This is a genomic window from Ramlibacter sp. (genome assembly GCF_036383835.1).
Classification (GTDB): domain Bacteria; phylum Pseudomonadota; class Gammaproteobacteria; order Burkholderiales; family Burkholderiaceae_C; genus Ramlibacter.
Window position 1 is genome coordinate 60636 of record NZ_DASVNN010000011.1, and the last position, 26391, is coordinate 87026.

At 68.2% G+C, this 26391-nt stretch carries 23 protein-coding genes and 1 pseudogene; 5 read left to right on the top strand and 19 right to left on the bottom strand.

What is annotated here, in order from left to right; genetic code table 11:
- Positions 1-3: 3 nt before the first annotated feature.
- The 3 genes from tal to VF522_RS01840 are packed head-to-tail and all read right to left on the bottom strand — an operon-like array spanning position 4 to position 4241.
- Entirely contained in the window at positions 4-951 is a 948-nt protein-coding gene (gene tal, locus VF522_RS01830) for a transaldolase (protein ID WP_330906502.1), read from the bottom strand.
- 43 nt (positions 952-994) lie between these two features.
- On the bottom strand, positions 995-2041 hold the full coding sequence (locus tag VF522_RS01835; protein ID WP_330906503.1) for an ABC transporter ATP-binding protein: 1047 nt from the start codon (positions 2039-2041) through the stop codon (positions 995-997).
- Between the two features lies 1 nt (position 2042).
- Positions 2043-4241 (bottom strand): iron ABC transporter permease, encoded by a 2199-nt coding sequence (locus VF522_RS01840; RefSeq protein WP_330906525.1) that lies wholly within the window; start codon positions 4239-4241, stop codon positions 2043-2045.
- Between the two features lie 277 nt (positions 4242-4518).
- Between VF522_RS01840 and zwf the strand changes: the two genes are divergently transcribed.
- Together zwf and VF522_RS01850 are read left to right on the top strand one after the other, a co-directional pair.
- Positions 4519-5973, top strand: coding sequence for a glucose-6-phosphate dehydrogenase (gene zwf / locus VF522_RS01845; protein ID WP_330906504.1), 1455 nt, complete (start codon positions 4519-4521; stop codon positions 5971-5973).
- A gap of 79 nt (positions 5974-6052) precedes the next feature.
- The gene (locus VF522_RS01850) at positions 6053-6901 is read left to right on the top strand and encodes a MurR/RpiR family transcriptional regulator (RefSeq protein WP_330906505.1); all 849 of its coding nucleotides are present in this window, start codon (positions 6053-6055) and stop codon (positions 6899-6901) included.
- Between the two features lie 21 nt (positions 6902-6922).
- On the opposite strand, the gene VF522_RS01855 is transcribed toward VF522_RS01850, so the two are convergent.
- The 15 genes from VF522_RS01855 to VF522_RS01925 all read right to left on the bottom strand — a co-directional run bounded on the left by VF522_RS01855 (position 6923) and on the right by VF522_RS01925 (position 22903).
- Complete coding sequence (locus tag VF522_RS01855; protein WP_330906506.1) at positions 6923-7279, bottom strand: RidA family protein; 357 nt, start codon at positions 7277-7279, stop codon at positions 6923-6925.
- A 41-nt stretch (positions 7280-7320) separates the two neighbouring features.
- Positions 7321-8706, bottom strand: coding sequence for an FAD/NAD(P)-binding oxidoreductase (locus VF522_RS01860; protein WP_330906507.1), 1386 nt, complete (start codon positions 8704-8706; stop codon positions 7321-7323).
- Positions 8696-9049 (bottom strand): (2Fe-2S)-binding protein, encoded by a 354-nt coding sequence (locus tag VF522_RS01865; RefSeq protein WP_330906508.1) that lies wholly within the window; start codon positions 9047-9049, stop codon positions 8696-8698. The genes VF522_RS01860 and VF522_RS01865 overlap by 11 nt, the downstream gene beginning before the upstream one ends.
- Complete coding sequence (locus VF522_RS01870) at positions 9039-10175, bottom strand: FAD-dependent oxidoreductase (protein ID WP_330906509.1); 1137 nt, start codon at positions 10173-10175, stop codon at positions 9039-9041. Before VF522_RS01870 ends, VF522_RS01865 begins: the two co-directional genes overlap by 11 nt.
- A 20-nt stretch (positions 10176-10195) precedes the next feature.
- The gene (locus VF522_RS01875) at positions 10196-11170 is read right to left on the bottom strand and encodes a tripartite tricarboxylate transporter substrate binding protein (protein ID WP_330906510.1); all 975 of its coding nucleotides are present in this window, start codon (positions 11168-11170) and stop codon (positions 10196-10198) included.
- 82 nt (positions 11171-11252) lie between these two features.
- Positions 11253-12167: a LysR substrate-binding domain-containing protein gene (locus VF522_RS01880; protein WP_330906511.1), complete on the bottom strand. Its 915-nt coding sequence runs from the start codon at positions 12165-12167 to the stop codon at positions 11253-11255.
- 69 nt (positions 12168-12236) lie between these two features.
- Positions 12237-13295 (bottom strand): ABC transporter ATP-binding protein, encoded by a 1059-nt coding sequence (locus tag VF522_RS01885; protein WP_414709421.1) that lies wholly within the window; start codon positions 13293-13295, stop codon positions 12237-12239.
- 20 nt (positions 13296-13315) lie between these two features.
- On the bottom strand, positions 13316-14293 hold the full coding sequence (locus tag VF522_RS01890; protein ID WP_330906513.1) for an ABC transporter ATP-binding protein: 978 nt from the start codon (positions 14291-14293) through the stop codon (positions 13316-13318).
- 12 nt (positions 14294-14305) lie between these two features.
- Entirely contained in the window at positions 14306-15238 is a 933-nt protein-coding gene (locus VF522_RS01895) for an ABC transporter permease (RefSeq protein ID WP_330906514.1), read from the bottom strand.
- 7 nt (positions 15239-15245) lie between these two features.
- Positions 15246-16814 (bottom strand): ABC transporter substrate-binding protein, encoded by a 1569-nt coding sequence (locus tag VF522_RS01900; protein ID WP_330906515.1) that lies wholly within the window; start codon positions 16812-16814, stop codon positions 15246-15248.
- A 42-nt stretch (positions 16815-16856) separates the two neighbouring features.
- Entirely contained in the window at positions 16857-18083 is a 1227-nt protein-coding gene (locus VF522_RS01905; RefSeq protein WP_330906516.1) for a M20 aminoacylase family protein, read from the bottom strand.
- Complete coding sequence (locus VF522_RS01910; RefSeq protein WP_330906517.1) at positions 18083-19063, bottom strand: ABC transporter permease; 981 nt, start codon at positions 19061-19063, stop codon at positions 18083-18085. Before VF522_RS01910 ends, VF522_RS01905 begins: the two co-directional genes overlap by 1 nt.
- Positions 19064-19213: 150 nt before the next feature.
- Positions 19214-20794 (bottom strand): ABC transporter substrate-binding protein, encoded by a 1581-nt coding sequence (locus VF522_RS01915; RefSeq protein WP_330906518.1) that lies wholly within the window; start codon positions 20792-20794, stop codon positions 19214-19216.
- Between the two features lie 102 nt (positions 20795-20896).
- Positions 20897-21655 (bottom strand): DUF3047 domain-containing protein, encoded by a 759-nt coding sequence (locus VF522_RS01920; protein ID WP_330906519.1) that lies wholly within the window; start codon positions 21653-21655, stop codon positions 20897-20899.
- 81 nt (positions 21656-21736) lie between these two features.
- Complete coding sequence (locus tag VF522_RS01925) at positions 21737-22903, bottom strand: porin (RefSeq protein ID WP_330906520.1); 1167 nt, start codon at positions 22901-22903, stop codon at positions 21737-21739.
- A gap of 320 nt (positions 22904-23223) precedes the next feature.
- On the opposite strand from VF522_RS01925, the gene coq7 reads away from it, so the two are divergent.
- A complete protein-coding gene (coq7, locus tag VF522_RS01930; RefSeq protein WP_330906521.1) occupies positions 23224-23841 on the top strand; it encodes a 2-polyprenyl-3-methyl-6-methoxy-1,4-benzoquinone monooxygenase in 618 nt (205 codons plus the stop codon).
- A 7-nt stretch (positions 23842-23848) separates the two neighbouring features.
- On the opposite strand, the gene VF522_RS01935 is transcribed toward coq7, so the two are convergent.
- The gene (locus tag VF522_RS01935; RefSeq protein WP_330906522.1) at positions 23849-24310 is read right to left on the bottom strand and encodes an OsmC family protein; all 462 of its coding nucleotides are present in this window, start codon (positions 24308-24310) and stop codon (positions 23849-23851) included.
- Between the two features lie 282 nt (positions 24311-24592).
- On the opposite strand from VF522_RS01935, the gene ilvA reads away from it, so the two are divergent.
- Together ilvA and VF522_RS01945 are read left to right on the top strand one after the other, a co-directional pair.
- Positions 24593-26164 carry a threonine ammonia-lyase, biosynthetic gene (gene ilvA, locus VF522_RS01940; RefSeq protein ID WP_330906523.1) on the top strand — a complete coding sequence of 524 codons (1572 nt, stop codon included), beginning with the start codon at positions 24593-24595 and terminating at the stop codon, positions 26162-26164.
- A 9-nt stretch (positions 26165-26173) separates the two neighbouring features.
- Positions 26174-26391: pseudogene (locus tag VF522_RS01945) on the top strand (hypothetical protein); the annotation flags it as partial.

The following is a 26391-nucleotide window of genomic DNA, read 5'->3' on the forward strand; positions in this document are numbered from 1 at the left end:
GACTCAGGCCGCGAGGATCAGCTTCTCGAGCTTGATCGCGTCGGCCGCGAACGCGCGGATGCCCTCGGCGAGCTTCTCGGTGGCCATCGCGTCCTCGTTGAGCGCCCAGCGGAACTTCTTCTCGTCGTACTGCACGTGCTCGATGCTGGCGGTCTTGGCTTGTTCCGGGTCCAGCGCGCGCCGCAGCCCGGTCTCGTTCTTCGCGAGTTCGCCCAGCAGCTCGGGGCTGATGGTCAGCAGGTCGCTGCCCGCCAGCGCCAGGATCTGCCCGGTGTTGCGGAAGCTCGCGCCCATCACTTCGGTCTTGATGCCGAAATGCTTGTAGTACTGGTAGATCTGGCGCACGGACTTCACGCCCGGGTCGTTGGCGCCGGCCATCGCCTGCTCGTCCCAGGCGGCGCCCGCGCTCTTCTTGTACCAGTCGTAGATGCGGCCGACGAAGGGCGAGACCAGTTGCACGCGCGCCTGCCCGCAGGCCACCGCCTGGCAGAAGGAGAACAGCAGCGTGAGGTTGCAGGCGATGCCACGCTGCTGCAGCTGCGCGGCTGCCTGGATGCCCTCCCAGGTGGAAGCCACCTTGATCAGCACGCGCTCCACCGGCACGCCCTCGGCGCGGTACAGGTCGATCAGGCGCTGGCCGCGCGCCACGGTGGCTTCGGTGTCGAAGCTCAGGCGCGCGTCCACTTCGGTGGAGACGCGGCCCGGGATGTGCTGCAGGATCTCGGTGCCGAAACGCACCAGCAGGCAATCCATGATCTCGTCGATGTGCTCGCCGCGGTGGCGGTCCACCGTCTGCTTGAGCAACGGCGCGTACTCGGGCTTCTGAACCGCCTTGAGGATCAGCGACGGATTGGTGGTCGCATCCTGCGGGTGGTATTGCGCCAGCTGGCGGAAGTCGCCGGTGTCCGCCACGACGGTGGTGTACTGCTTGAGGGCTTCCAGTTGGTTCATGGGCCGATTATCGGCCTGCGCGGTTACCGCGCGGGTACAAGGCTCAGGCTGCCCGCACCACCGAGACGCCGTGCGCGCCCAGCCGCAGGCCGACGTCGCTGCCAATGCTGAGCACGCGGCCCAGGTCCGGCGACACCACGAACACCGGGCCGAGCTCGGTCTCGAAGGTGTACTCGTAGTTGCTCCCCAGGTAGGAGAGCTTGGCCAGGCGGGCGTTGAGGCCGTGGCCCGGCGGGCCGACGTGCCAGGCTTCGGGGCGCACCGCCACTTTCACCGGGCCGGGCGGCATGGCCTGGCGCGTGGGAATGCTCAAGGGACCGAGGAGGACGTGGCCGCCGCCATCGGCCCGGGCCGGGAACAGCATCGCCTCGCCCATGAAGCCGGCAACGAATTCGCTGGCGGGCGCTTCATAGAGTTCCTGCGGGCTGCCGCGCTGCGCGACGACGCCGTGGTCCATCACGATGATCTGGTCGCTGAGCGCCAGTGCCTCGCTCCGGTCGTGCGTGACGTAGGCGACCGTGAGTTGCAGGCGCTGCTGCAGCGAACGGATCTCCTCGCGCATCTCGCGCCGCAGCCGCGCGTCCAGGTTGGACAGCGGCTCGTCGAACAGCAGCACGGCGGGCTCCAGCACCAGCGCACGGGCCAGCGCCACGCGTTGCTGCTGGCCGCCGGAGAGCTCGCTGGGCAGGCGCGCGTCCAGTCCGACCAGGCCGACGTTGTGCAAGGCCTCCGTCGCCCGCAGGCGCGCCGTGTCCTTGCCCAGGCCCGACATGCGCAGGCCGTAGCTGACGTTGCCCAGCACGTCCAGGTGCGGGAACAGCGCGTAGCTCTGGAACATCATGCTGACGTTGCGCTGCGCGGGACCGAGCGTGGTCACGTCCTGGCCATCGATGAAGATGCGGCCGCTGGTGGGCGCTTCGAGCCCCGCGACCATGCGCAGCGTCGTCGTCTTGCCGCAACCGGAGGGGCCGAGGATGGTCGTGAGCGAGCCGCGCGGCACCTCGAAGCTGATGCCCTTCACGGCCAGGGGCGCGGACGGGTCGGTGCCATAGCGTTTGCTCACGTCGCGCAATTCGATGCCGGCGGTCACGTCAGGTCCTGGTGGCGAGGGTGGCGGCCGCGCGGCGGCCGAGGCGGCGCTCGCCCACGATCCACTGGATCGCGGCGGTGGCGGCGCCCATGAGGAGGATCAGCACGGTGCAGTAGGCGAGCGCCACGCCGTAGTCGCCGTTGCCCACGCGGCCGATGATGTAGGTGGTGGCGAGTTCGTTCTCCGCGGTCACGAGGAAGATCACGGCGGACACGGTGGTGATGGCGCGCACGAAGCTGTAGACCAGCGCTGCCACGAGTGCCGGCTTGAGCAGCGGCAGCACCACGTGGCGCAGCGTGCGGGCGGTGGAGGCGCGCAGCATCAGAGAGGCTTCGTCCAGCGACTTGTCGATCTGCTGGAAGGCGGCCGTGCCGGCGCGCACGCCCACCGGCAGGTTCCGGAACAGGAAGCACAGCACGATGATCAGGCCGGTGCCGGTCAGTTCGAAAGGCGGCACGTTGAAGGCGAGGATGTAGCCCACCCCCAGTACGGTGCCCGGGATCGCGAAGGCCAGGAGCGCCGAGAACTCGAACAGGTTCCGGCCGCGGAACTGCGTGCGCGCGAGCAGCCAGGCGATGAGCAGGCCGAGGGCCGCCGTGAGCGGCGCCGAGATGCCAGCCAGCTTGATCGTCGTGAGGAAGGAGTTCCATGCGGCGCCTGTCCAGACGAGGCCGAACTCGCCCCACTCCAGGGCGAAGGCGGTCTGGAAGTGCGCCAGCGTCGGCGTGTAGTCGCGGCCCCAGGTCTGCACGAAGCCGCCCGCGAAGGCGAACACGTAGACGACGAGCGTGAACGCGATCCAGGGCAGCGCCACCGCCTGCACGAGTCGGCGCACGTTGGGCGGCAGCGGCAGCGGCACGCCGGCATCGCCCTTGCCGCCGACGGTCGTGTAGCTGCGTCGTCCGAGCACCCAGCGCTGCAGCACGAACACGCCCAGCGCGAAGGACGTGAGCAGCCAGGCGAGAGAAGCAGCGCGGCCCTGGTCGTACTGCGCGCCCACGATCGCGAAGAAGATCTCGGTGGACAGCACCGAGAACTGGCCGCCGACGACGATCGGGTTGCCGAAATCCGCCATGCTCTCGATGAAGCCCACCAGGAAGGCGTTGGCGATGCCGGGCAGCAGCAGCGGCAAGGTCACGGTGGTGAAGGTGCGCCGCGCATCGGCCCGCAGTGTCTGCGCCGCTTCTTCCAGGCTGGGCGCGATGCCCTGCACCACGCCGCGCAGGATCATGAAGGCGATCGGCGTGAAGGCGAAGGTCTGCGCGAGCCAAACGCCGAACCCGCCGTAGAACCAGCGCGAGGGCGCTATGCCGAAGGCGAACTCGAGGAACTGGTTGACGATGCCGGCGCGGCCGAACAGCAGGATCAGCCCCAGGCCCACCACGAAGGGCGGCGTGATGATCGGCAATAGCGCCAGCACGTTCAGCGGCTTCGCGTACCGGCGCGGGCCGCGCTCCGCCATCAATGCGAGCAACGTGCCGAGCAGCGTGGTGCTGGCAGCCGTCATCGTGCCGAGGAACAGCGTGTTCCAGGCGACACCGCAACGCACGCCGCCGCCCAGGCAGGCCAGGCCGAAGTTGCGCTCGTTGGCGATCCTCTGCACGAAGCCGGCAAGCGCCAGCCGGCCGTCCTCGCCGAGGAAGGCGCCGGTCAACGCCCTCAGCACGGGATAGACGATGAACAGCGCGAGCAGGCTGGCGCTCAGCACCACGCAAGCGGCCACGAAGAGGTCGCCGCGGAACAGGCCGCGCCGCGCAACACCGAAGGCGCCGAGCACGGCCAGCGCCACCAGCGCGATCGCCGCGCCCCAGCCCATGCCGAACTGCTGCACGGCGAGCTCGCCGAAGGCGCGGTTCAGGACATCGAAACTCCAGCCCTTGGCGCCGATCGCGAAACCGCTCGCCAGCAGCGCGAGCGCGCCGCCGAAGCCACCGGCGGCGAGCAGCGTGCCCTGTCGCCGGCCCGGGGGCATCGCACCCGCGGCGGCGCACAGGAGCAGGCCGAGCAGGCCGGGAAGCAGCCAGGAGCGGCCGAACAGCGTGGCTTGCAGCAAGCCGTTGGCTGTCGCCTGCTCGCCCCAGGCTTCATGCATCCGCAGCAGGCCGTTCGCATCCTGCTGCGCGTACCAGGGGAAGAACAGATAGCCGAGGAGGCCCAGCGCGGCCCAGCTCCAGACCGGCGCATTGACGTTGCGCAGCAGGCCGGCCGCCCGGGGCAAGGCGAGCGCCGCAGCGTGTTCCGGAAGGAGCGCGGGCGAGCTCACGCGCTCACCGTGGCAGCGAGTTCATTTCGAACTTGCGCATCGGAGTCTCTCCAGCAGTAACGGAATTACACGCGGCCCAGCTTAGCGGCGCCGGCGTGCGCCCTTCGTCGGGGTTAACACCACGGGCGCGGCACCGTCAACTTCGCGCAGGACGCGTCCGTCCTCGCCATTTGAAACTAAGTTACAGTGACGGAACTCCTTCTCGACAAGAACCATGAGTTTCGACCTCGTCCTCTTCGGCGGCACCGGCGACCTCGCCTGGCGCAAGCTGATGCCGGCCCTGTTCCAGGCCTTCCGCCACGGCACCCTGCCCGAGGGCGGCCGCATCATCGGCATCGCGCGCGACGACCTGAGCGACGCGCAGTACCGCGACCTGATCCGCTCCCGCTTCGACGACGTCGAACTCGCCAAGCGCCCGAGCCCGGAGGAGTTCGACCGCTTCGCCGGCCTGCTGCACTTCCTGCGCATGGACCTGTCGCAGCCGGACGCCTACCGCAAGCTGGCCGACAAGCTGCGCGAGCGGCACGCGGAAACGGTGGTGATGTACCTGGCGACGGCGCCCGACCTGTTCACCCAGGTGTGCGAGCAGCTCGCCGCGGCCGGCCTGAACCGCCCGAACACGCGGCTGGTGCTGGAAAAACCGCTGGGCCACGACCTCGCGTCGAACCGCGCGATCAACGAGACGGTGCGGCGCGCCTTCGAGGAGCGGCAGATCTTCCGCATCGACCACTACCTCGGCAAGCCGGCGGTGCAGAACCTGTTCGCCATGCGCTTCGGCAACGCGATGTTCGAGCCGGTGTGGCGGCGCGAGCACATCTCCAACATCCAGATCACCATCGCCGAAGACCTCGGCGTGGAGCGGCGCGGCGCTTTCTACGACAAGACCGGCGCGCTGCGCGACATGGTGCAGAACCACGCGCTGCAGCTGCTGTGCGCCCTGGCCATGGAGCCGCCGATCAACGCGCATGCCGACGCCATCCGCGACGAGAAGCTGAAGGTGCTGCGTTCGCTGAAGCGCTGGACGCCCGAGATGCTGGAGAACCACACGGTGCGCGGCCAGTATGCCGCGGGCAACGTGCACGGCCAGCCGGTGAAGGGCTACCGCGAAGAGCCCGGCGTGAACACTGAAAGCACGACCGAGACCTTCGTGGCGCTGCGCGCGGAGATCGCGAGCTGGCGCTGGGCCGGCGTTCCCTTCTACATCCGCACCGGCAAGCGGCTGGCCGCGCGCGAGGCGCACATCGTGGTGAATTTCCGCGAGGCGCCGCACGCGATCTACAACGCGCCGCCCGGCACGGCCAACCGCCTCGTGATCAACCTGCAGCCGCGCGACGGCCTGCAGCTGCACCTGCTGGCGCAGGGCCAGGAGAACCGGCGCAACGGCCAGGTGCTGGCGCCGGTGCACCTCGACCTCGATTTCGACAAGCGCTTCGGCTCCGAGCGCGTGGGCGCCTACGAGCGCCTGCTGCTGGACGTGATCGCCGGCCGCCTGAACCTGTTCGTGCGCAGCGACGAACAGGAAGAGGCCTGGCGCTGGGTCGAGCCGGTGCTGGAGCACTGGCGCAATGACGTACGCGGGCCGCGGCCGTATGCGGCGGGGGGCTGGGGGCCGAGCGCCTCCAGCGCGATGATCGCCCGCGACGGCTTCTGCTGGAGCGAAGAATGTTAGCCCCCACGCTTGACCCCTTCGGCGTCGCGCTGCCCCCCGAGGGGGCCTTCGCCTCTTGGGGCGGCCCTGCGAGGCTCACGTGCTAGACCGCATCAAGGCCTCGATATCGTCGCTGGCTCCCGCGGAGCAGCGCGTGGCCCGGCTCGTGCTGGGCGATCCCCGCGCCTTCGCCAACCTTCCCGTGAGCGAACTCGCCGAACGCGCGCACGTCAGCAAACCCACGGTCGTGCGCTTTTGCCGCAGCATGGGCTACGACGGGCTGTCGGACTTCAAGCTGAAGCTGGTGGGCAGCGTCAGCGAGGGCGTGCCCTTCATCCACCGCAGCGTGGATCCTGACGACAAGACCGGCGACGTGCTGGTGAAGGTGATCGACAACGCGGTGGCGGCCTTCCTGAAGTACCGCAACGACGCTTCGACCTTCGCCATCGAGAAGGCGGCGGAAGTGCTCGCGTCCACTTACCAGACGGGCCGCCGCATCGAGTTCTACGGCGCAGGCAACTCCGGCGTGGTGGCGCTGGACGCGCAGCACAAGTTCTTCCGCCTCGGCGTCAACACGATCTCGTACAGCGACGGCCACATGCAGGTGATGAGCGCGACGCTGCTCGGACCCGGCGACTGCCTGGTGGTGATCTCCAACTCGGGCCGCACGCGCGACCTGATGGACGCGTGCGACATCGCGCGGCGCAACGGCGCGACCACCATCGTGATCACCGCCAGCGGCTCGCCGCTGGCCACCGCGGGCCACATCCATCTGGCAGCGGATCACCCGGAAGGCTACGACCGCTACAGCCCCATGGTGTCGCGCCTGCTGCACCTGATGATCATCGACGTGCTGGCGACGACGGTCGCGCTGCGCATCGGCGGCGGACGGCTGCAGCCCTTGCTGCAGGAGATGAAGAACAACCTGCGGACGAAGCGCTACGCCTGAGGCGCGCGCCCGCGGGCCGCATCACTTCACCGCGGCGGTCACGATGATTTCCACCAGGACGTCCGGTGCGCCCATCTCGCACTGCGCGGTGGCGCGGGTCGGTGCCGCGCCGGATGCGGTCCACGCATCCCAGATCTCGTTCATGCCGGCGAAATCCCTCGCGAGATCCTTGATCCAGATCTGCGCGGTGAGCAGGCGCGACTTGTCCGTGCCCGCTTCGGCCAGGAAGCCTTCGATCTTGGCCAGGGTCTGCCGGGTCTGCCCGCGGATGTCCTGGCTGCGGTCGTCCGCGGTCTGCCCGCCGACGAAGACCATGCCGTTGTAGACGACGGCGCGGCTGCGGCGCCTGTCGGTGGCGATACGAACGATGTCGGTCATGCGATCCTCGAAAAAGTCATTGGGAAATCCGGTGTGCTGGATCAGGCGCCTTCGCCGGCCAGCTCGCCCAGGGTCACGGGCTTGATCGGCGGACGGATGCGGTAGTAGCCGACATCCACGGGCGCGACACCCCGCGCGTCCGCGATCATTTCCGTCACCGTCAGTCCACACAGGCGGCCCTGGCACGGCCCCATGCCGCAACGGCCGAACGCCTTCGTCTGGTTCGGCCCCTGGCACCCGAGCCCGACATGGTTCCGGATCTGTCCCGCGGAGACTTCCTCGCAGCGGCAGACGACGACCGAGTCCTGGACGGGAATGCGGTGCCGCTCCGGCGGCCGGTACAGCGCGTCGAGGAAGGGGCGGATGTGGAGGTTCTTTCCGAGCTCCGTTCGCACCGCGGCTTCGCGCGCGCTGCGGTCCCTGGCCGGAAGCTTGTGCAGCCGCGATGCAATGTCGATGGCAGCGAGCCGGCCCTGCCAGGCCGAGGCCTTGGCGCCGACGATCCCCCGGCTGTCCCCGACGATGAAGATCCCGGACTCGTCGATCTGCCCGTAGTCGTCGGTTTGCGGGACCCAGCAGAGTTGATCCTCGTTCCAGGCATGTTCCGCCCGCAGCGACCAACTGAGCTGCGTGTTGGGAACCACGCCCTGGTGGAGCAGCACCAATGGGGTCGCTATGCGATGCGTGCGCCCCTTGTGGGTGAAGCAGACCGCCTCCGCGCGATCGACGCCCTCGATGGCAAAGTCCTTCGCTCCCGCGTAAACCGGCACGTCGTTGCTGCGAAGGTGACTGAGCATCCGCATGCCCTTGCGCAGGTCGCGCCAGCCTCGCAGTGCAGCGGGCAGGTGCGCCGCCGCACGAAGGTAGTCGCCGAACCGGGTCGTGTGGACCACCGCGGCCAGCTTCACGCCGGCATTCAGGTACTGGCTCGCCAGCAGGTAGAGCAAGGGCCCGCAGCCGGCCAGCACCACCGGCTGGCTCGGAAGCGCTCCCGCGCTCTTGTAGAGGATCTGCGCAGCCCCCGCGCCCATCACGCCGGGCAGCGTCCAGCCGGGAATCGGAAAGGGCCGCTCCATGGCACCCGTCGCCAGGACGATGTGGCGACCCTCCACGCTCTTGTTGACGCCGCGATGGAGGTAATGGACCTTCCTGTCCCGGCCCACGTTCCAGACGGATGCGCCGGCAACATGGTTCGCTCCGCTTTGCGCGAACTCCTTCGTGAGCAAGGCGCCCGCGGCGTAGTCTTCACCGAGCACCGCGCGCATCCGCGGACTGGCGGCATCGACTGCTCGATAGATCTGTCCGCCCGGCGTCACCTGCTCGTCGAGGAGCGTGACGCCCAGGCCAGCCCGGCGCGCCTCCGTTGCCGCGGCGAGCCCGCCAGGCCCCGCGCCGACGATGACCAGGTCGACCACATCAACTTCCATGTTTGTCCCCATCCGGCACATCGAGGGCCGAGGCGCCGAGCTGGCGCTTGACCACCATGCCCTCGCGCACCAGGGTCAGGCACGCCTGCCGGCTTGGCTTTCCGTCCACCTCGACGAGGCATTCGAAGCACACGCCCATCATGCAGTAGGGCGCGCGCGGCGACGACTGGACGGGTGTCGATCGAAACGGGCCGACGCCCTTGAGCAGGAGCGCTGCCGCGACGGTCGTTCCCTCTGCCGCGAGGATCTGGCAGCCTTCGAATTCGATCGCCACGCTCTTCGGACGCAGCGACTCGTCCGTCGTGAACAGCGCGGTGCCCGCGTGCGTGCAGTCAGTGGGCATTGGCAAAACTCCGCGACGGATCGAGATAGCGCTCACCGGCGAATTCGCCGAATCCTTCGGGCATCTTCGCGACACCGGCGACCCACGGGCCCACCACGTAGGCATGGGCCGCGGCGAGCGAGACGCCGCTGTGGCTGGTGGCCACGAAAGCTCCCGGATGCGAGGCCGACTCCTGGTAGATCGGCGCGCCATCCGGCGTGAGGACACGCAAGGCGCCCCAGGCCCGTACCAGGCGCGCATTGGCCAGCACGGGGAAAGTGGCGATGGAGCGCTTGGCGATCCATTCGATGGCCGAGACGGTGGTGCTGTCGTCCAATCCGACGTCCTCCACGGAATAACCCAGCTGCACCGATCCCTCGTTCGTCTGGCGCGCCTTGTTGGTCGGAAACGGCAGGAAGGGCTTGAGCCGCTCGGTGATCAGCACCTGGCCGCGGTTCGGGCTCACCGGCGCATGCAGGCCCACCTGCGCCGCGAGCTGCTTGTTGCCCAGGCCGGCGGCCAGCACGACGCGCGGTGCGCGCCAGGTGCGTCCGTCGAGGCTTTGCACCTGGAAGTCGCCGCTCTTGTCGTGGCGCCTCACCGTCGTCACTTCGACGCTCGAGACGATGCGTGCACCGCGCGCGTTCAATCCCGCGTGCAAGGCGTGCAGCAGTTTCAGCGGATTCGCGTGCCCGTCGAGCGGGCAGAAGCTGCCCCCGGCCACCTTGGGACCGATCGCGGGCAGGCGCGCCTTGAGCTCCTGGTGGCCGAGCATTTCGTACGGCACGCCGCCGATGTCCCGATCGATCTTTCCCAGCAAGGCGTTGCGCGCCTCCATCTCCTTCTCGCTGAAGCCGATCCAGAAGCCGCCGGACTGCTGCAACGCCGGGTCGACACCGGTCAGCTCGATGAGCTCCCGGGCCAGCTGCGGCCAGTAGCCCACGGCATCCCGGCTCCAGCGCGCGTACCGGGAAAAGCCGTCGCCCTTGCTCTGCACCCACACCAGGCCGAAATTGCCGCGCGACGCCCGGTGCGCGATGTCGCCCTGGTCCAGCAGCGTCACGGGGCTGCCCGCCTTCGCCGCTCCATACGCGATGGCGACTCCGACCAGCCCGCCACCCACCACGATCACTTCTTCGCTCTGCATGTTGACTCGGTTCGCCCCGCTCACTCCACGGTGATCCGGCCCTTGCGGATGACGTCGCCCCACTTCTCGAGGTCCGACTTGATCTGCGCGGAGAACTCCTCCGGCGACTTGACCGACGGATCCGAGCCCATGTTCTCGAACTGCTTCTTCACCTTGGGGTCGGCCAGGACATCGTTGATCGCCGCGTTCAGCTTCTTCACGACGGCCGGCGGCATCCCTTTCGGTCCCACGATGCCGGCCCAGGTGACCATTTCCAGATACGGAGCGCCGGCCTGGGCGACCGTCGGCACGTTGGGCAGCAGCGGCGAGCGCGTCGCGCTCGTGATGGCCAATGCGCGGAGCCGGCCGGCCCTGATCTGCGGCTCCATCGAGGTGAAGTTGCCGATCATCATCTGGATGTGCCCCGCCGCGAGGTCCGCTTCCGCCGCGGGTGCGCTCTTGTAGGGCACATGGACGATCTGGATGCCCGTGTGCATGCGCAGCATCTCCGTCAGGACGTGCAGCGAAGTGCCCTGCCCGGTCGAGCCGTACGAGATCTTGTTGGGGTTGGCCTTGGCATAGGCAAGCAGTTCGTCGATCGTTTTCACCGGCAGGCCCGGCGTCACGCTGACGATGTTCGGTTGCGTGAACAGCCCCGCGATCGGCGTGAAGTCCTGGTCGACGTGGTACGGCAACTGCTTGGCCGTCAGTGTGCCCACGATGAAGGTCGCGAGGTTGTTGCTCCCGATCACGTAGCCGTCCGGGGCCGCCTTGGCCACGGCGTCCATGCCGATGGCCCCCGACGCGCCAGGCTTGTTCTCGATGACGACGGGCTGTCCGAGACGCTTGCCGAGTTCGGTGGCCGCCACCCGCGCCAGGGAATCCGCGGCGCCGCCCGGCGCCGCCGGCACGATGAGGCGAACGGGTTTTTCCGGGTATTCGGCGCGCGCAACCGGGACGGTGGCGACGGCGCCGACCACCAGCGCTGCTGCCAAGCTGTGAATGCTGATCTTCAAGACGGTCTCCACTACAGGGTTGCTGATGCACCGGATCGTAGGGAGATCGGGCCGCGCCATCCATGCCGCCCCGGGCAACAACTCATTCGTCGGCGATATGGATGCTGGCGCGGTCGGTGGCGGACTTCAGGCAATCGAGCAGTTCCAGCGCAGGCCGCCCCAGGCGGGTGTCGCTCATCGCGGTCGCGTACACCGTGTAGCTCAGGGCCGGCTTGAGGGGCAGGGTGATGCCGCCCCGCAGCCGGTGCTTCGCGCCCGTGAGGGGATCCACCACCGAGACCCCCATCCCCCGGAGCACCAGTTCGCTGACGGTCTGGAACAGCGAGGCCTCGACCATCGCGTCGATCGTGACGCCGTTGGCGGACAGCAAGGCATCCAGTTGCCGCTGGAACGTGCCGGTGAGAGCGACGAAGGGTTTGCCGGCGAGCTCGCCGGCGTCCACATGGGACGCCGAGGCGGACAGCCATTTCTCCGTGCCGATGCAGACGCAGTCGGACGAGAACTCGGCGACGGTCTCCAGCGTGCCGATCGAGAGCGCATCGGCCGTGAGGCCGATGTCGGCCTGCCGGTTGCGGACCTTCTGCGCCACTTCGAGGTAGGAGGAGACCGTCAGGCTCACCACGACGTCGGGGAACCTGCTGCGCAGGTGGTCGATGATTTCCGGCATGACCGAGTGGCCGATCGAGGGGATGGTGCAGATCGAGAACCTGCCCGTCCTCTGCTTGCGCAGTTGCTCGGAGAAGCTGGCGATGTCCTCGAGGCCGATGAACGACTGCTGCACCTTGGTCATGAGCACCAGGGCTTCGTCCGTGGGCTTGATGGTGCGCCCGCTTTTCTGGAACAGCGGGAAACCGACCACTCGCTGCAGGTCGGCGATGAGCCGGCTCATCGAAGGCTGCGGGATGCCGAGCGCATCGGCGCCCGCGCCGATGCCGCCATGCAGCATGGCGGCCCTGAAAGCCTCGATCATTCGGTGGGTGACGACCCGGTTGGACATCGGCGCCTCGTTCGCTGGATGCGCGAGGTTACGACAATCCCGCCGCCGGGCCGCCGCCCGCGCGGGCGCCTAGATCCGCCCCTCTTCCACGGCGTGGCAGGCCACGCGGATGCCCTGGATCTCCAGCAGCGCCGGCCGCTCCACGCGGCAGCGCTCGTTGGCGTGCGGGCAGCGCGGATTGAAGGCGCAGCCGCTCGGCGGATTCAGCGGGTTGGGCACTTCGCCCTGCACCGGCGTGCGGGCGCGGCCGGTGTCGTGCATCTTGGGGATCGCGTCCAGCAGCATGCGCGTGTACGGATGCCGCGGCTGCGCGAAGAGCTGGTGCTTGCCGGCGAGTTCGACCAGGCGCCCGAGGTACATCACGCCGACCTGGTCGCTCACGTGCCGCACCACCGCGAGGTTGTGCGAGATGAACAGGTAGGTCAGGCCCTGCTTGCGCTGCAGGTCCTTCATGATGTTGAGCACTTGGGCCTGCACGCTGACGTCCAGCGCGGAAGTCGGCTCGTCGCACACCAGGAACTCGGGATGCGTCGCGATCGCGCGCGCGATCGAGATGCGCTGGCGCTGGCCGCCGGAGAACTGGTGCGGATACTTCACCATGTCCAGCGGGCTCAGGCCGACGGACTCCAGCAGTTCGCCGACGCGGCCCTCCAGCTGCGCGGCATCGACGATCAGGCCGTGCTCCTTGAGCGGCTCGCCGACGATGTCCTCCACCTTCCAGCGCGGGTTCAGGCTGGCATAGGGGTCCTGGAAGATCATCTGGATGCGGCGGCGCAGCTTGCGGCCCTCGCGCGTGCCGTAGGCCGCATGGGCATCCTGGCCATCGAAGGCGAAGCTGCCGCGCGTGGGTTCGTAGAGGCCCACCAGCAGGCGCGCCACGGTGCTCTTGCCGCAGCCCGACTCGCCCACGAGCGCCAGCGTCTGGCCCTTCTCGATGCTGAAGCTCACGCCGTCGACCGCGTGCAGCAACTGGCGCGGCTTGCGTTCGAGCACGCGGTTCAGCCATGGCGCGGAGACGTCGAAGGTCTTGGCGAGGTCGGTGGCCTGGACGAGCGGCGCGGGCGTGATGGCCGTCGTGCCCCTCACCCCAGCCCTCTCCCCAGGGGGGAGAGGGAGGGAGACATCCATGGGGTCGGTAAGGGCAGTGCTCATGCCAGCGCCTCCGCTTTGGCTTCGTGCAGCCAGCAGGCCGCGCGGGTGGCGCCGGCGTGCAGCAGTTCGGGGCGCTCGCGCGTGCAGCGGTCGAACGCACGCGGGCAGCGCGGGTTGTAGGCGCAGCCGGGAGGAATCGCGTTCAGGCGCGGCATGGCGCCATCGATCTGGTTCAGGCGCTCGCGCTCCACGGTGATGTCGGGGATCGCCGCCATCAGGCCCATGGTGTAGGGATGCGCCGGCTGGTTGATCACTTCGTGCACCGGGCCGATCTCGGCCACGCGGCCCGCGTACATCACCGCGACGCGGTCGCAGGTCTCGGCGATCACGCCCATGTCGTGCGTGATCAGCATGACGGCGGCGCCGCGGTCCTTGCAGATGCGCTTGAGCAGCTGGATGATCTGCGCCTGGATCGACACGTCGAGCGCCGTCGTCGGCTCGTCCGCCACGATCAGCTTGGGCTCGGCGGCGAGCGCCAGCGCGATCACCACGCGCTGGCGCATGCCGCCGGAGAACTGGTGCGGATAGTGGTCGATGCGGTCGGCCGCGGCGGGAATGCCGGTGTCCTCCAGCAGCTTGACCGCCCGGCGGCGCGCCTCGTCCGCGCTCACCGGCAGGTGCGCCTGGATCGTTTCCACCAGCTGCCGGCCGATCGTGTAAAGCGGGTTCAGCGACGTCAGCGGGTCCTGGAAGATCGCGCCGATCTTGCGGCCGCGGATGTGGCGCATGCGCTCGAACGGCAGGTTGTCGATGCGCTCGCCTTCCAGCACGATCTGTCCGGAGGCGATGCGCCCCGGCGGCTCCAGCAGGCCGATGATGGCGGCGCCCGTGAGCGACTTGCCGGCGCCGGATTCGCCCACCACGCCCAGGATCTCGCCCGGGGCGATGTCGAAGGAGATGTGGTCCAGCGCGCGCAGCGTGCCGCGGCGCGTCGGGAATTCGACCACCAGGTCTTGGACTTGCAGGAGGCTCATGGCTTCAGCGGTTCAGCGCAGGCGCGGGTTGAGCGCATCGCGCAGCCAATCGCCCAGCAGGTTCACCGACAGGGCGATCAGGATCAGCATCACCCCGGGCCAGACGGTGATCCACCATTCGCCCGAGAACAGGAAATCGTTGCCCACGCGGATCAGCGTCCCGAGCGAAGGCGAAGTGGGCGGCACGCCGACGCCCAGGAAGGACAGCGTGGCCTCCGTGATAATGGCGGTGGCCACGTGGATGGTGGCCAGCACCAGCACCGGCCCCATCACGTTGGGCAGCACGTGCCGCAGCATGACGCGCAGCGGCGCCACGCCGGTCACGCGCGCCGCCTGCACGTACTCCTTGTTGCGCTCCACCATGGTGGAACCGCGCACGGTGCGCGCGTACTGCACCCAGCCGGTGAGCGTGATCGCGAGGATCAGCACCCCGAAGGCGACCGTGTCGTGCGCATGGGGAAACAAGGCGCGCCCCACGCCCGCGATCAGCAGCGCCACCAGGATGGCCGGGAAACTGAGCATCACGTCGCACAGGCGCATCAGGAAGCCGTCGATCCAGCCGCCGCGGTAGCCCGCGAGCAGGCCCAGCGCCACCCCGATCACCACCGACAGCAGCACCGAGACGGCGCCCACCACCAGCGAGATGCGGGCGCCGTACATCAGCGCCGACAGGATGTCGCGGCCCTGGTCGTCGGTGCCCAGCAGGTACGTGCGCGTGCCGTCCTCCGCGCGCGGCAACGCATGCGATTCCGTGGACGGGGCCAGGCGCGCGTGGCTCAGCTCGAGGGTGGTGAGGTCGAACGGCTTGTGCGGCGCCACGACGTCGGCGAACACCGCGCAGAAGATCGTCACGAAGGCGATCACCGCGGCGGCGATCGCCACCGGGGAGCTGCGGAAGCTGTAGCCGACGTCCGAGTCGAGCCAGCGGAAGAGCGCCTGTTTCACCGTGTCCTTACTTCTTGACCGTGATCAGCTTGAACGAGACGTTGTTGTCCGCGCGCTGGACGATGTCGACCTTGCGGCTCACGCCCCAGGCCAGCGCCTGCTGGTGCAGCGGGATGTGGCCGATGTCGTCCTGGTGGATCTGGAAGGCCTCGCGGATCATCGCGTTGCGCTTGGCGGTGTCGGTCTCCGCCTGGACCTTGCGGGCCAGTTCGTCGACCTTGGGGTTGCAGTAGGCGCCGAGGTTGAACTGCCCGGTGCCCTTGTCGTCCACGCAGGACATGATCGCGTTCAGCGGGTCGTGCGAGTCGACCGTGCTCGGCGTCCAGCCCAGGAGGTAGAAGCTGGTGTCGCGCCGCAGGACCTTCGGGAAGTAGGTGCCCTTGGTCTCGGCCGCCAGGTTGATCTTCACGCCGATGCGCGCCAGGTTCGCCGCCACGGTCTGGCAGATCCGCGCGTCGTTGACGTAGCGGTCGTTGGGGCAGTTCATCGTGACTTCGAAGCCGTTCGGGTAGCCGGCCTCGGCCATCAGCTTCTTCGAGGCTTCCGGGTCATAGGGCAGGCGCTTGTTCTGGCTGGCGTCGAAGCCGTTGATGCCCGGGCCGACCATGAGGCCCGTGGGCCGCGACGCGCCGCGCATCACCGTCTTCTGGATGCCGTCGATGTCGATGGCCTGGTAGAAAGCCTGGCGCACCCGCTTGTCCTTGAACGGGTTCTTGCCCTTGACGCTGGAGTACAGCAGCTCGTCGCGCTTCTGGTCCATGCCGAGGAAAATCGTGCGCAGCTCGGGACCGGCCAGCACGCGGGCGCTGGGCGAGGCGTTCACCCGCTCGATGTCCTGCACGGGCACCGGCTCCATCACGTCCACTTCGCCGGACAGCAGCGCGGCGACGCGCGTGGCATCGTTGCCGATGGGGGTGAAGACCACCTCCTGCACGTTGCCTTCGATCTTGCCCCAGTAGCTGTTGTTGCGCACGAAGGTCGTGCGCACGCCGGGCTGGCGCTCGCGCAGGCGGAAGGGGCCCGTGCCGTTGGCGCGGAAGGAAGCGGCGTTCTCCACGCCCTTGCGGCGGTCGACGGGACGCGTCGCCTGGTTGTCCTCGCACCACTTCTTGCTCATGATGCTCACGCGCGAGAGCATGCTCGGGAGGATCGGGAAGGGCTTGTTGGTCTCGATCTCCACCGTGTGGCTGTCGACCTTGCGCACCGCCTTGAAGTCGTTGGTGTAGCTCTTCATGTCGGAGCCCTCCGCCTGCGTGCGCGCCATGGAGAACAACACGTCGTCGGCGGTGAACGGCGTGCCGTCATGGAATCGCACGCCCTTGCGCAGCTCGAAGCGCCAGACCGTGGGGGAGGTCTGCTTCCACGACGTCGCCAGGCCGGGGCCGATGCTCAGGTCCTTCTCGCGGGTCACCAGGGGGTCGTAGACGTTGGCCGTCACGTCCAGCTGCAGCGACTCGTTGAGGGAATGCGGATCCATGGAGAGCGCATCGCCCTGGTTCGCGACGCGCACGGTCTGCGCGTGCACTCCGAATGCGGCGCACAACAGCGCCGCAACCATCCAGCTCCTGAATTGCATACTCATGCTCCTTGTCGATGGGATCTTGCGAGCCGCCGCCGCTCACGCGCCGGCGGGCGGCATGGCCTGTTCCACCAGGCTGGCGTGCAGCGCCGAGCCGAGCGGAAGGATGTCGTCGTTGAAGTCGTAGCGGCTCATGTGCAGCATGCAGCTGCCCTCGCCGCCCTGGCCGATGCGCATGTAGGCGCCCGGCTTCACCTGCAGCATGAAGGAGAAGTCCTCGGCGCCCATGCTGGGCTCCATGTCGCGCACGACGTGTTCCGGCCCCACCAGGGACTCCGCGACGTCGGCGGCGAACTCGGTTTCGCGCGCGCTGTTGATCGTGGCCGGATAGATGCGCTCGTAGTGCACCGTGGCGGTGGCGCCGAAGCCGAGGGCGACGGCGCTGCACAGTTCGTTGAGCCGGCGCTCGATCAGGTCCTGCACGTCGCTGCTGAAGGTGCGCACGGTGCCCACCAGCGTCGCCTTGCCGGGGATCACGCTCATGGCGTGCAGGTCGCCCGCCTGCATGGCGCAGAGGCTGATGACGGCACCCTCCACGGCCTTGACGTTGCGCGAGACGATGCTCTGCGAAGCCGTGATGATGTGCGCAGCGACCAGCACCGGGTCGACCGCCAGGTAGGGATGGGCACCGTGGCCGCCCTTGCCCGTGATCTCGATCGTGATGCGATCGGCCGAAGCCATCATCGCGTTGTGGCGGATCCCGAAGCGGCCGGGCTTGAGTCCCGGCCAGTTGTGCATGGCGTAGACCGATTCCACCGGCCAGCGCTGGAACAGGCCGTCCTCGATCATGGCCTTGGCGCCGGCGAAACCTTCCTCGCCGGGCTGGAAGATCAGGACGGCGGTGCCGTCGAAGTTGCGCGTCTCGGCCAGGTAGCGGGCGGCGCCCACCAGCATCGCGGTGTGGCCGTCGTGGCCGCAGCCGTGCATCATCCCCGAGCGCGTCGACTTCCAAGGGAAGTCGTTGTTCTCGGTCATGGTGAGCGCGTCCATGTCGGCGCGCAGGCCGATCATGCGATTGGCCGTGTTGGTGCGGCCGCGGACGATGCCCACCACGCCGGTCTTGCCGATGCCGGCGTGGATCTCGTCCACGCCGCACAGGCGCAGGGCCTCCTGCACGCGCCCCGAGGTGTACACCTCCTCGAAGCCGAGCTCCGGATGCGCATGCAGGTCGCGCCGCAAGGCCGTGAGGTCCGGGTGGTAGCGCGCGATGTGCGAGAAGGCGCGCCCGTGCGCGTTCAGCCGCGAGGCCGGGATGGGCGACAGCATCAGTGGCCCCCCGCCGTGCTGACGCGCAGCCGCGGATCGACCGCGAAGTACAGCAGGTCCACCACCAGGTTGATCACGACGAATATCAGCGCGATCAGGCACAGGTAGGCCGCCATCACGGGGATGTCGGCGAAGGTGACTGCCTGGATGAACAGCAGCCCCATGCCGGGCCACTGGAAGACGGTCTCGGTGATGATCGCGAAGGCGATCAGCCCGCCCAGCTGCAGGCCGGTGATGGTCATCACGGGCACCAGCGTGTTCTTCAGCGCGTGGCCGAAGTGGATCGCCCGATTCGGCAGGCCGCGCGCGCGCGCGAACTTGATGTAGTCGGTGCGCAGCACTTCCAGCATCTCGGCGCGCACCAGCCGCATGATCAGCGTGAGCTGGAAGATCGCCAGCGTGACCGCCGGCAGCACGATGTGGTGCCAGCCCTTGGGCGTGAGCAGGCCGGAGGTGAACCAGCCGATCTTCACCGTGTCGCCGCGTCCGAAGCTGGGAAACCAGCCGAGCGTCACCGCGAACACGAGGATCAGCAAGATGCCGATCAGGAAGGTGGGCAGCGACACTCCCAGCAGCGACAACGTCATGAACACCTGGCTCAGGAAGGTGCCGCGGCGCAGCGCCGCATAGACGCCCATCGGGATGCCGATCAACAGCGCCAGCAAGGCGGCCACCAGCGCCAGTTCCAGCGTGGCGGGGAAGCGCTCGGCGATCAGGCGCGAGACCTTCGCGCCCTGGCGCAGGCTCAGGCCGAATTCGCCCTGCGCCGCGTTGACGAGGAAATGCCAGAACTGCACGAAGAAGGGCTGGTCGAGTCCCAGCGCGGAGCGCAGTTCGCGGATCTGTCCGGGCGTCGCATCCTGCCCGAGGAGGAAGACCACCGGATCGCCCACGTACTGGAACAGCAGGAAGGCGATGAACGCCACGACGACCATGACCACCATGGCCTGGATCAGGCGGCGCAGGATGAAGGCAAACATTCGTATGGAGCGCGGAAGGGCTGCCGATGCTAGCAGGGCAAGGTGCCTGACGACACCCGGGTTTCCTTCAGGTCTAAAGCAATTCGGTGCGGTCGAAGCGGTGGGCAAGCGAGCTTGCCCACCCTACGGGTCATCGATGGGCCACGGCGGTCAATTCACCTTGATCTGGCGCCAGTCGAGCCGGTTGTCCGCGCGGTGCACCACGTCGATGTTCTTCTTCATCGCCCAGGGGATGATCTGGTTGTGCAGCGGGATGTGCGACACGGTGTCGTTGCTGATCTGCAGCGCCTCGCCCACCAGGCGCTCGCGCACCGGGCGGTCGCTTTCGGTCTTGATGCGGTCGACCACGGTGTCCAGGCGCTCGTTGCTGTAGCGGCCCACGTTGTAGTTGCCGTCTCCGCCCTGGCCCACGGTGCGCGTGAGCGACTGCAGGCTGTAGAGCGCGTCGAAGGTCGGGACGCCCCAACCCAGCATGTAGATGCTGGCTTCGTAGCGCTGGATCATCGGGAAGTAGGTCACCAGCGGCAGCGTGCGCAGCTTGGCCTTCACGCCGATGCGCGACCACATGGCGGTCACGGCCTGGCAGATCTCCTCGTCATTGATGTAGCGGTTGTTGGGGCAGGCGAAGTCCACCTCGAAGCCATCCGGGTAGCCGGCTTCGGCGAGCAGCTTCTTGGCGCCGGCCTGGTCGAAGGGCATGCGCTTGTGCAGCGATTCCTTCCAGCCGGCCACCTGCGGCGCGATCAGCGTGCCGGTCGGCTGCGACAGGCCGCGCATCGTCACCCGGTGCAGCGTGTCGCTGTCGATCGCCTGGTACAGCGCCTTGCGCACGCGCACGTCCTTCAGCGGGTTCTTGCCCTTCACGTTGGAGCCGGGCAACTCGTCGCGGAACTGGTCCATCCCGAAGAAGATGGTGCGGTTCTCGACGCCGTCGATCACCTTCAGATTCGGGTTGGCGCGCATGCGCGCGAGGTCCTGCGGGCTGGGATCGAGGATGAAATCGACTTCACCGGACAGCAGCGCGGCGACGCGCGTCGCTTCCGACTTGATCGGCGTGTAGACGATCTCGGTGACGTTCGAGTCGTTCTTGCCCCAGTAGTTGGGGTTCTTCACCATCACCAGCTTCTGGTCCGGTTGCCACTCCTTGACCATGAACTGGCCGGTGCCCATGGCATTGCGGTGCGCGAAGGTCTCGTCCTTGGTGCGGATGTCCTTGGGGTCGGTGGACTTGTTCTTCTCCGCCCAGGCCTTGCTCAGGATGCGCAGCTCGGTCAGCTGGTTCAGCAGCACCGGGTTCGGGCCCTTCATCATGAAGTCGACGGTGTTGTCGTTGACCTTCACCACCTTGTCGATGCCCTGCGTGTAGACCTGGTAGTTGGAGGTCTTGGCCATGGCGCGGGTGATCGAGAACACCACGTCGTCGGCCGTGAACGGCGTGCCGTCGCTGAACTTCACGCCCTGGCGCAGCGTGAAGCGCACCTGCGTCGGCGAGACCTCCTTCCAGGCGGTGGCCAGTTGCGGCTCGGGACGGAAGGTCTGGCTGTTGTAGTAGACGAGGGAGTCGTAGACCGACGCGTGCACCCCGTTGGCCAGCGCGTTGTTCTGGGAATGGATGTCCAGCGTGGGGATGTCGCTGGCGCTCGACCACCGGAAGGTCTTGGCCAGGACGGCAGGCGCAGCGGCCAGGGCCGTGACCGCGGCGGCCGCGATCAGCGCGATTCTGAGTTTCATGGAACCCTCTTGCCATGGATAAGGAGCCGCAGACTATGCAGCACCCATGCCAGGGGGACAAAAGGGGTTACCCGGGCGAACTGTAGCGCAGGCGACGCGTCTTCAGCGGGCGGCGGCGCGGACGAAACGCACCGGTCCGTACCAGGCCTCGGCGTGGGAGCGGGTGTTGTCGCTGTCGGTCATGATGCCGACGCCCACCAGCGCGCCGGGCGGCTCGCCGAAGGCGCGTTCGTAGTCGGCGCGGATGTCGCGTTCGTACTCCAGCCACTGGTTGAGCCGGCGCGGGCCGGACTCCACCACCAGCTTGCGGATGCGGTCGGTGCGCGGACTGCGGATCACGGTGCCCGGCTCGCGGCGGTTGCACCAGACGTACATCAGCGTCGCATAGGGCAGCTCCTCGCCCGTCACCACGCGCACCAGTTCCGACAGGGCCGCATCGCGCGCCGTGAAGCGCGAACGGTCGCCCTCGAAGGCGAGCACGATGCGCACCGTGGAATCGTCCTTGTCGCGCGTCGCGAGGTCGGCCTGCTCCAGCAGCGCCGGCACCTTCCAGGAGAAGCGCACGCTTCCGAGTTGCGCCGGCTCGATGCGCACGACCTGCCGCAGCATGCTGGCCGACGCGTCCGACCGGACCTGCAGCGTGTCGCGGCCATCGCGCTTCTCGTAATGGAACCGCGTCGGCGCCTTGCCCGGGAAGGTCTTGTGCACCCAGGGCTGCCCCTGGGGCGCGCCCGACTGCAGGCCCCAGGGCGTCTCGGCGATCGGCGCTTCGACCACGGCCGTGCTGCAGCCCGCCAGCAGGAGCGCGATCGCGCCCCAACCGGGAAGGCGGCGGCCATAGCCGTTTTCAAATCGTTGCATCCCCGCATTGGACCAAAAAAAAAGGCCGCCCGAAGGCGGCCTTTTCAAGTTTCTTGTTTTCTTGGTCAGCTGTGACGCTGATTAGAAAGCGTGGCGGATGCCCAGGTCGAAAGCGGTGGTACGACCGTTTTCGGTGCCCACGGTGCCCACGCCAACGGCGGTCTCGGTGCCACGAACGCGGGTTTGAGCCGCGGTCGCGTACAGAGCGGTACGCTTGGACAGGTTGTGGACATAGCCGATGGCGATCTTGCGAGCGCGGTCACGGAACGAGCCGAAGGCGTCGGACTCGGTCGTGCGGTACTGGCCGTAGGAAGCACGGATCTCACCGGCACCGACCGGCACCAGGGCGCCGAGCGTCCAGCCCTTGCCGTTCAGGTCGCTTTGGCCGGCCACGACGCTGTCGTGACGGTCATTGCCGTACTGGAACAGGGCGCGAGCAACGCCGAAGTCCCACGAACCGCCCAGGTTCCACACGCGGAAGTCACCGTTCACGTCGTTCTCGGTGCGCGAGTAGCCCAGCGCGACGTTGAACGGGCCGGCGCCGTAGCCAGCGCGCAGGCCGAAGCCGTTGCCGTCGCCTTCGCGGTTGGCGGGCGTGGCCGGGGTGGCCTGCTCACCGAACCAGTACGAAGCCTGGCCGTAGAAGCCGCCCAGGTTGGCGGGCGTGAAGTAGGAGATCTGGTTCGACACGCGGACGAACGTCACGCCGCTGGTGCCGAAGCCCCCCAGGGTCTCGACGGCCTGGCCGCCGATGGCCAGCAGCGTGGTGCCGGCGCCGTTCGTGCCGAACGGATCGAACACGGTCACGTTGTAGTACGACGGGTTGAAGTCACGACCCAGGCGCACTTCACCCCAGCCGCCAGCCAGCGACAGGGTCGAGCGGCGGTTGAAGTTGAAGCCGGTGTTCGGCTGAACGTTGTTGGTGCGGTTGTCGGAAGACGTGCGGCCACCAGCACGGCCGTCGTCCGGCTTGAAGTCGCCTTCCAGCCAGAAGCTGGCGGACATGCCGCCGCCGAGGTCTTCGGTGCCACGGAAGCCCAGGCGCGAGCTGTTGTAGCCGTTGTTGGTCAGCTGGGTCAGGCGCGAACGGGCGGTGACCGAGGTGCCGCCGACGGTGTCCGTCACGGTGGCGCGGTCAGACGTACGGTTCAGCGTCAGGTCGACGGTACCGAACAGGGTGACGGACGACTGGGCGGAAGCTGCACCCGCGGCGGCCATCACGGCCAGCGCAATCAGGGACTTTTTCATGCAAGTTTCTCCAAGGTTAAACATAGGGCTCCGGTACACATGAGGGCATCGAATGCAGGCACGTTCTCGCCCCCACCGGATCCCCGGGCCAACCTCCTTTTGGGAAGTTGTTGCTATTCCACCAGACGGTCTTTTCTTACGCAAAGTATTTAGCCCACCGCTTCGTAAATCGTTGGCTGAGGGCAACAAGGGGCCCAGGGTTGAGTAGACCCGGCGCAACAGATCCCGTTGCGATTTCGCATCCCAAAAAATCACCCTTCTTTGACGCCGGTCAGGCGCGAGCCGCGACCGCCCGTCCGCCACATGCCTAAACTTCGGGCATGGACCGCATCCTCGGAGCACTCGACCAGGCGTTACGAACGCTCTTCGCCAACCCGCGCGGCACGAGGCCGTGCCCCGTCGTCCCGGCCGAGGCCACGCACCTCGGCGCCCAGGAACGCAGGCATGCGGGCGCCCTCATGCGCGTGAACCACGTGGGCGAGATCTGCGCGCAGGCGCTCTACACGGCGCAGGCCATGGCGACGCGCAACGACGCGCTGCGCGCACAGCTCGAACAGGCGGCGCGCGAGGAGAACGACCATCTCGCGTGGACCAAGGCGCGCCTCGACGAGCTCGGGGATCGCCCGTCGCTGCTCAATCCGCTCTGGTATGCGGGCGCCTTCGGGCTGGGACTCGTCGCCGGCCGCTTCGGCGACCGCGTGAGCCTCGGCTTCCTCGTGGAGACGGAGCGCCAGGTCGAGGCGCACCTGCAGGGGCACCTCGATCGGCTGCCGGCCGCGGACCACGCATCGCGGGCGATCGTGGCGCAGATGAAGGCGGACGAGGCGGCGCACGCCGACAGCGCGCGCCAGGCGGGCGCGGCCGAACTGCCGCAGGCGGTGAAGGCGGCGATGCGGGCGGCGGCCAAGGTGATGACCACCACCGCGCACTACGTCTGAACCGGCCTCAGGGCGCGGGAGCGTCCTCGACCAGGTCGAAGCTGGTCGTCATCTCCGCGGTCTTGGCGAGCATCGCGCTCGCCGAGCAGTACTTCTCGTGGCTCATGGCGATCGCGCGCTCCACCGCCGCGGGCTGCAGCTTGCGGCCGCGCACGGTGAAGTGCATGTGGATCTTCGTGAACACTTTCGGGTCGGCCGGGGCGCGCTCCGCACTCAGCTTCACCGAGCAGCCGCGCACGTCGTGGCGTCCGCGCTTGAGGATCAGCACCACGTCGTAGGCCGTGCAGCCGCCCGTGCCCGCGAGCACGGTCTCCATGGGACGCGGCGCCAGGTTCTGGCCGCCGTTCTCCGGACGCGCCTCGTCGGGCGCGCCATCCATCATCAGCACGTGGCCGGTGCCGGTTTCGGCGAGGAACCCCATCCCCGAGCGCGCGCCGGTCGCGCCGGTCCACGTCACTGTGCATTCCATGCTCTTTCCTTCTCCAGGGCGCAGGATGCGCCAAATAGTTCTCGCACGCCGTGATGCGGGCACAACACGTCTTGTGCAACGCAGCAAAGATGTGGCTATACTGCCTTCACAGCATAGCGATTCGCTAAGCACCCCCTGCCGTGGCGGCCCGCCGCCCGGCAGCCGCGCAAGTTGTCTCCTCCACCTCTCCTTTGGTGGATTTAGCCCCCGGATCGCAAGGTCCGGGGGCTTTTTTCCGTCCGCGGCCGGGCGCTCGGCAGCGCCACTTATCATTCCCGCGTCATGAACAAACCACTGCAGCCGGAGGACTACCTCAAGAAGATCCTCACGGCCCGCGTCTACGACGTCGCCGTCGAATCCGCCCTCGAGCCCGCCCGCAGCCTGAGCCGCCGCCTGCACAACAAGGTACTGCTCAAGCGCGAGGACCAGCAGCCGGTGTTCAGCTTCAAGCTGCGCGGCGCCTACAACAAGATGGTCCACCTCACGCCGGAGCAGCTGCAGCGCGGCGTGATCTGCGCCTCGGCGGGCAACCACGCGCAGGGCGTGGCGCTGGCCGCGCACCGCCTGGGCACGCGCGCCGTGATCGTGATGCCGGTGACGACGCCGCAGGTGAAGATCGACGCCGTCAAGGCGCTGGGCGGCGAGGTGGTGCTGTTCGGCGACAGCTATTCCGATGCCGCCGGCCACGCCACCGGGCTGTGCGAGCGCGACCAGCTCACCTTCGTCCATCCCTTCGACGATCCCGACGTGATCGCCGGCCAGGGCACCATCGCCATGGAGATCCTGCGCCAGCACCAGGGGCCGCTGGACGCGGTGTTCGTCGCCATCGGCGGCGGCGGACTGATCTCGGGCGTGGCCAGCTACATCAAGGCGGTGCGCCCCGAGGTCAAGGTGATCGGGGTGCAGATGAGCGACTCCGACGCCATGGCGCAGTCGGTGGCGGCGAAAAGGCGCGTGACGCTGGGCGACGTCGGCCTGTTCTCGGACGGCACCGCCGTCAAGCTGGTGGGCGAGGAGACCTTCCGCCTCGCGCGCGAGCTGGTCGACGGCTTCATGGTGGTGGACACCGATGCCGTGTGCGCAGCGATCAAGGACGTCTTCGTCGACACCCGCAGCATCGTGGAACCCGCCGGCGCGCTGGCCGTCGCCGCGATCAAGCAGTACGTGGCGGAGAACAAGACCCGCGGCGAGACCTACGCGGCGATCCTGTGCGGCGCCAACATGAACTTCGACCGGCTGCGTTTCGTGGCCGAGCGCGCCGAGGTGGGCGAGGAGCGCGAAGCCCTGTTCGCGGTCACGATCCCCGAGGAGCGCGGCGCCTTCCGCCGCCTGATCGAGCTGATCGGCACCCTGCCGGGCGGCCCGCGCAACGTCACCGAATTCAACTACCGCATCGGCGATTCGAAGCAGGCGCACGTGTTCGTCGGGCTCACGACGCACAACAAGGGCGAATCGGGGCGCATCGCCTCCAACTTCACGCGGCACGGCTTCGAGGCGCTGGACCTCACCCACGACGAACTGGCCAAGGAACACATCCGCCACATGGTGGGCGGCCTGTCGCCGCTCGCGCAGGACGAGCGCCTGCTGCGGTTCGTCTTCCCGGAGCGGCCGGGCGCCCTGCTCAAGTTCCTGTCGAACATGCAGCCGACCTGGAACATCTCGCTGTTCCACTACCGCAACCAGGGCGCGGACTACGGCCGCACCCTGGTCGGCCTGCAGGTCCCCCGCAGCGACGACCAGGCCTTCGATGCCTTCCTCGACACCCTCGGATACCCCTATGTCGAGGAAACCGCCAATCCGGTCTACCGGCTCTTCCTGCGGCAGGCGCCCCACGGAAATGCCGCGGCTGGGTAGCATGCGCGCGTGGCTGCAATGCGTGACACCCTGAACCTGTTCGCCCGCCGCTTCGTGCTGGCGCTGCAAAACTCCACCCGCGTGCGGGCGGCCGACAGCTCCGCGCCGGAGCCGGCCGCCGACGACCCGCCCGGCGCGAGCGCGGCGCACGTGCCCGGCGTGGGCTGGCTGGTGGGCATCGCCGCCTGCCTGGTGTTCGCACTGGTGTCGCTGCTGTTGCGCAACAA

What these genes read in the sequence shown, in the direction of transcription:
- tal (WP_330906502.1), bottom strand. Translation starts at nt 951, where the DNA reads ATGAACCAACTGGAAGCCCTCAAGCAGTACACCACCGTCGTGGCGGAC.
- zwf (WP_330906504.1), top strand. Translation starts at nt 4,519, where the DNA reads ATGAGTTTCGACCTCGTCCTCTTCGGCGGCACCGGCGACCTCGCCTGG.
- VF522_RS01855 (WP_330906506.1), bottom strand. Translation starts at nt 7,279, where the DNA reads ATGACCGACATCGTTCGTATCGCCACCGACAGGCGCCGCAGCCGCGCC.
- VF522_RS01860 (WP_330906507.1), bottom strand. Translation starts at nt 8,706, where the DNA reads ATGGAAGTTGATGTGGTCGACCTGGTCATCGTCGGCGCGGGGCCTGGC.
- VF522_RS01865 (WP_330906508.1), bottom strand. Translation starts at nt 9,049, where the DNA reads ATGCCCACTGACTGCACGCACGCGGGCACCGCGCTGTTCACGACGGAC.
- VF522_RS01870 (WP_330906509.1), bottom strand. Translation starts at nt 10,175, where the DNA reads ATGCAGAGCGAAGAAGTGATCGTGGTGGGTGGCGGGCTGGTCGGAGTC.
- VF522_RS01880 (WP_330906511.1), bottom strand. Translation starts at nt 12,167, where the DNA reads ATGTCCAACCGGGTCGTCACCCACCGAATGATCGAGGCTTTCAGGGCC.
- VF522_RS01885 (WP_414709421.1), bottom strand. Translation starts at nt 13,295, where the DNA reads ATGGATGTCTCCCTCCCTCTCCCCCCTGGGGAGAGGGCTGGGGTGAGG.
- VF522_RS01890 (WP_330906513.1), bottom strand. Translation starts at nt 14,293, where the DNA reads ATGAGCCTCCTGCAAGTCCAAGACCTGGTGGTCGAATTCCCGACGCGC.
- VF522_RS01900 (WP_330906515.1), bottom strand. Translation starts at nt 16,814, where the DNA reads ATGCAATTCAGGAGCTGGATGGTTGCGGCGCTGTTGTGCGCCGCATTC.
- VF522_RS01905 (WP_330906516.1), bottom strand. Translation starts at nt 18,083, where the DNA reads ATGCTGTCGCCCATCCCGGCCTCGCGGCTGAACGCGCACGGGCGCGCC.
- VF522_RS01910 (WP_330906517.1), bottom strand. Translation starts at nt 19,063, where the DNA reads ATGTTTGCCTTCATCCTGCGCCGCCTGATCCAGGCCATGGTGGTCATG.
- VF522_RS01915 (WP_330906518.1), bottom strand. Translation starts at nt 20,794, where the DNA reads ATGAAACTCAGAATCGCGCTGATCGCGGCCGCCGCGGTCACGGCCCTG.
- VF522_RS01920 (WP_330906519.1), bottom strand. Translation starts at nt 21,655, where the DNA reads ATGCAACGATTTGAAAACGGCTATGGCCGCCGCCTTCCCGGTTGGGGC.
- VF522_RS01925 (WP_330906520.1), bottom strand. Translation starts at nt 22,903, where the DNA reads ATGAAAAAGTCCCTGATTGCGCTGGCCGTGATGGCCGCCGCGGGTGCA.
- coq7 (WP_330906521.1), top strand. Translation starts at nt 23,224, where the DNA reads ATGGACCGCATCCTCGGAGCACTCGACCAGGCGTTACGAACGCTCTTC.
- VF522_RS01935 (WP_330906522.1), bottom strand. Translation starts at nt 24,310, where the DNA reads ATGGAATGCACAGTGACGTGGACCGGCGCGACCGGCGCGCGCTCGGGG.
- ilvA (WP_330906523.1), top strand. Translation starts at nt 24,593, where the DNA reads ATGAACAAACCACTGCAGCCGGAGGACTACCTCAAGAAGATCCTCACG.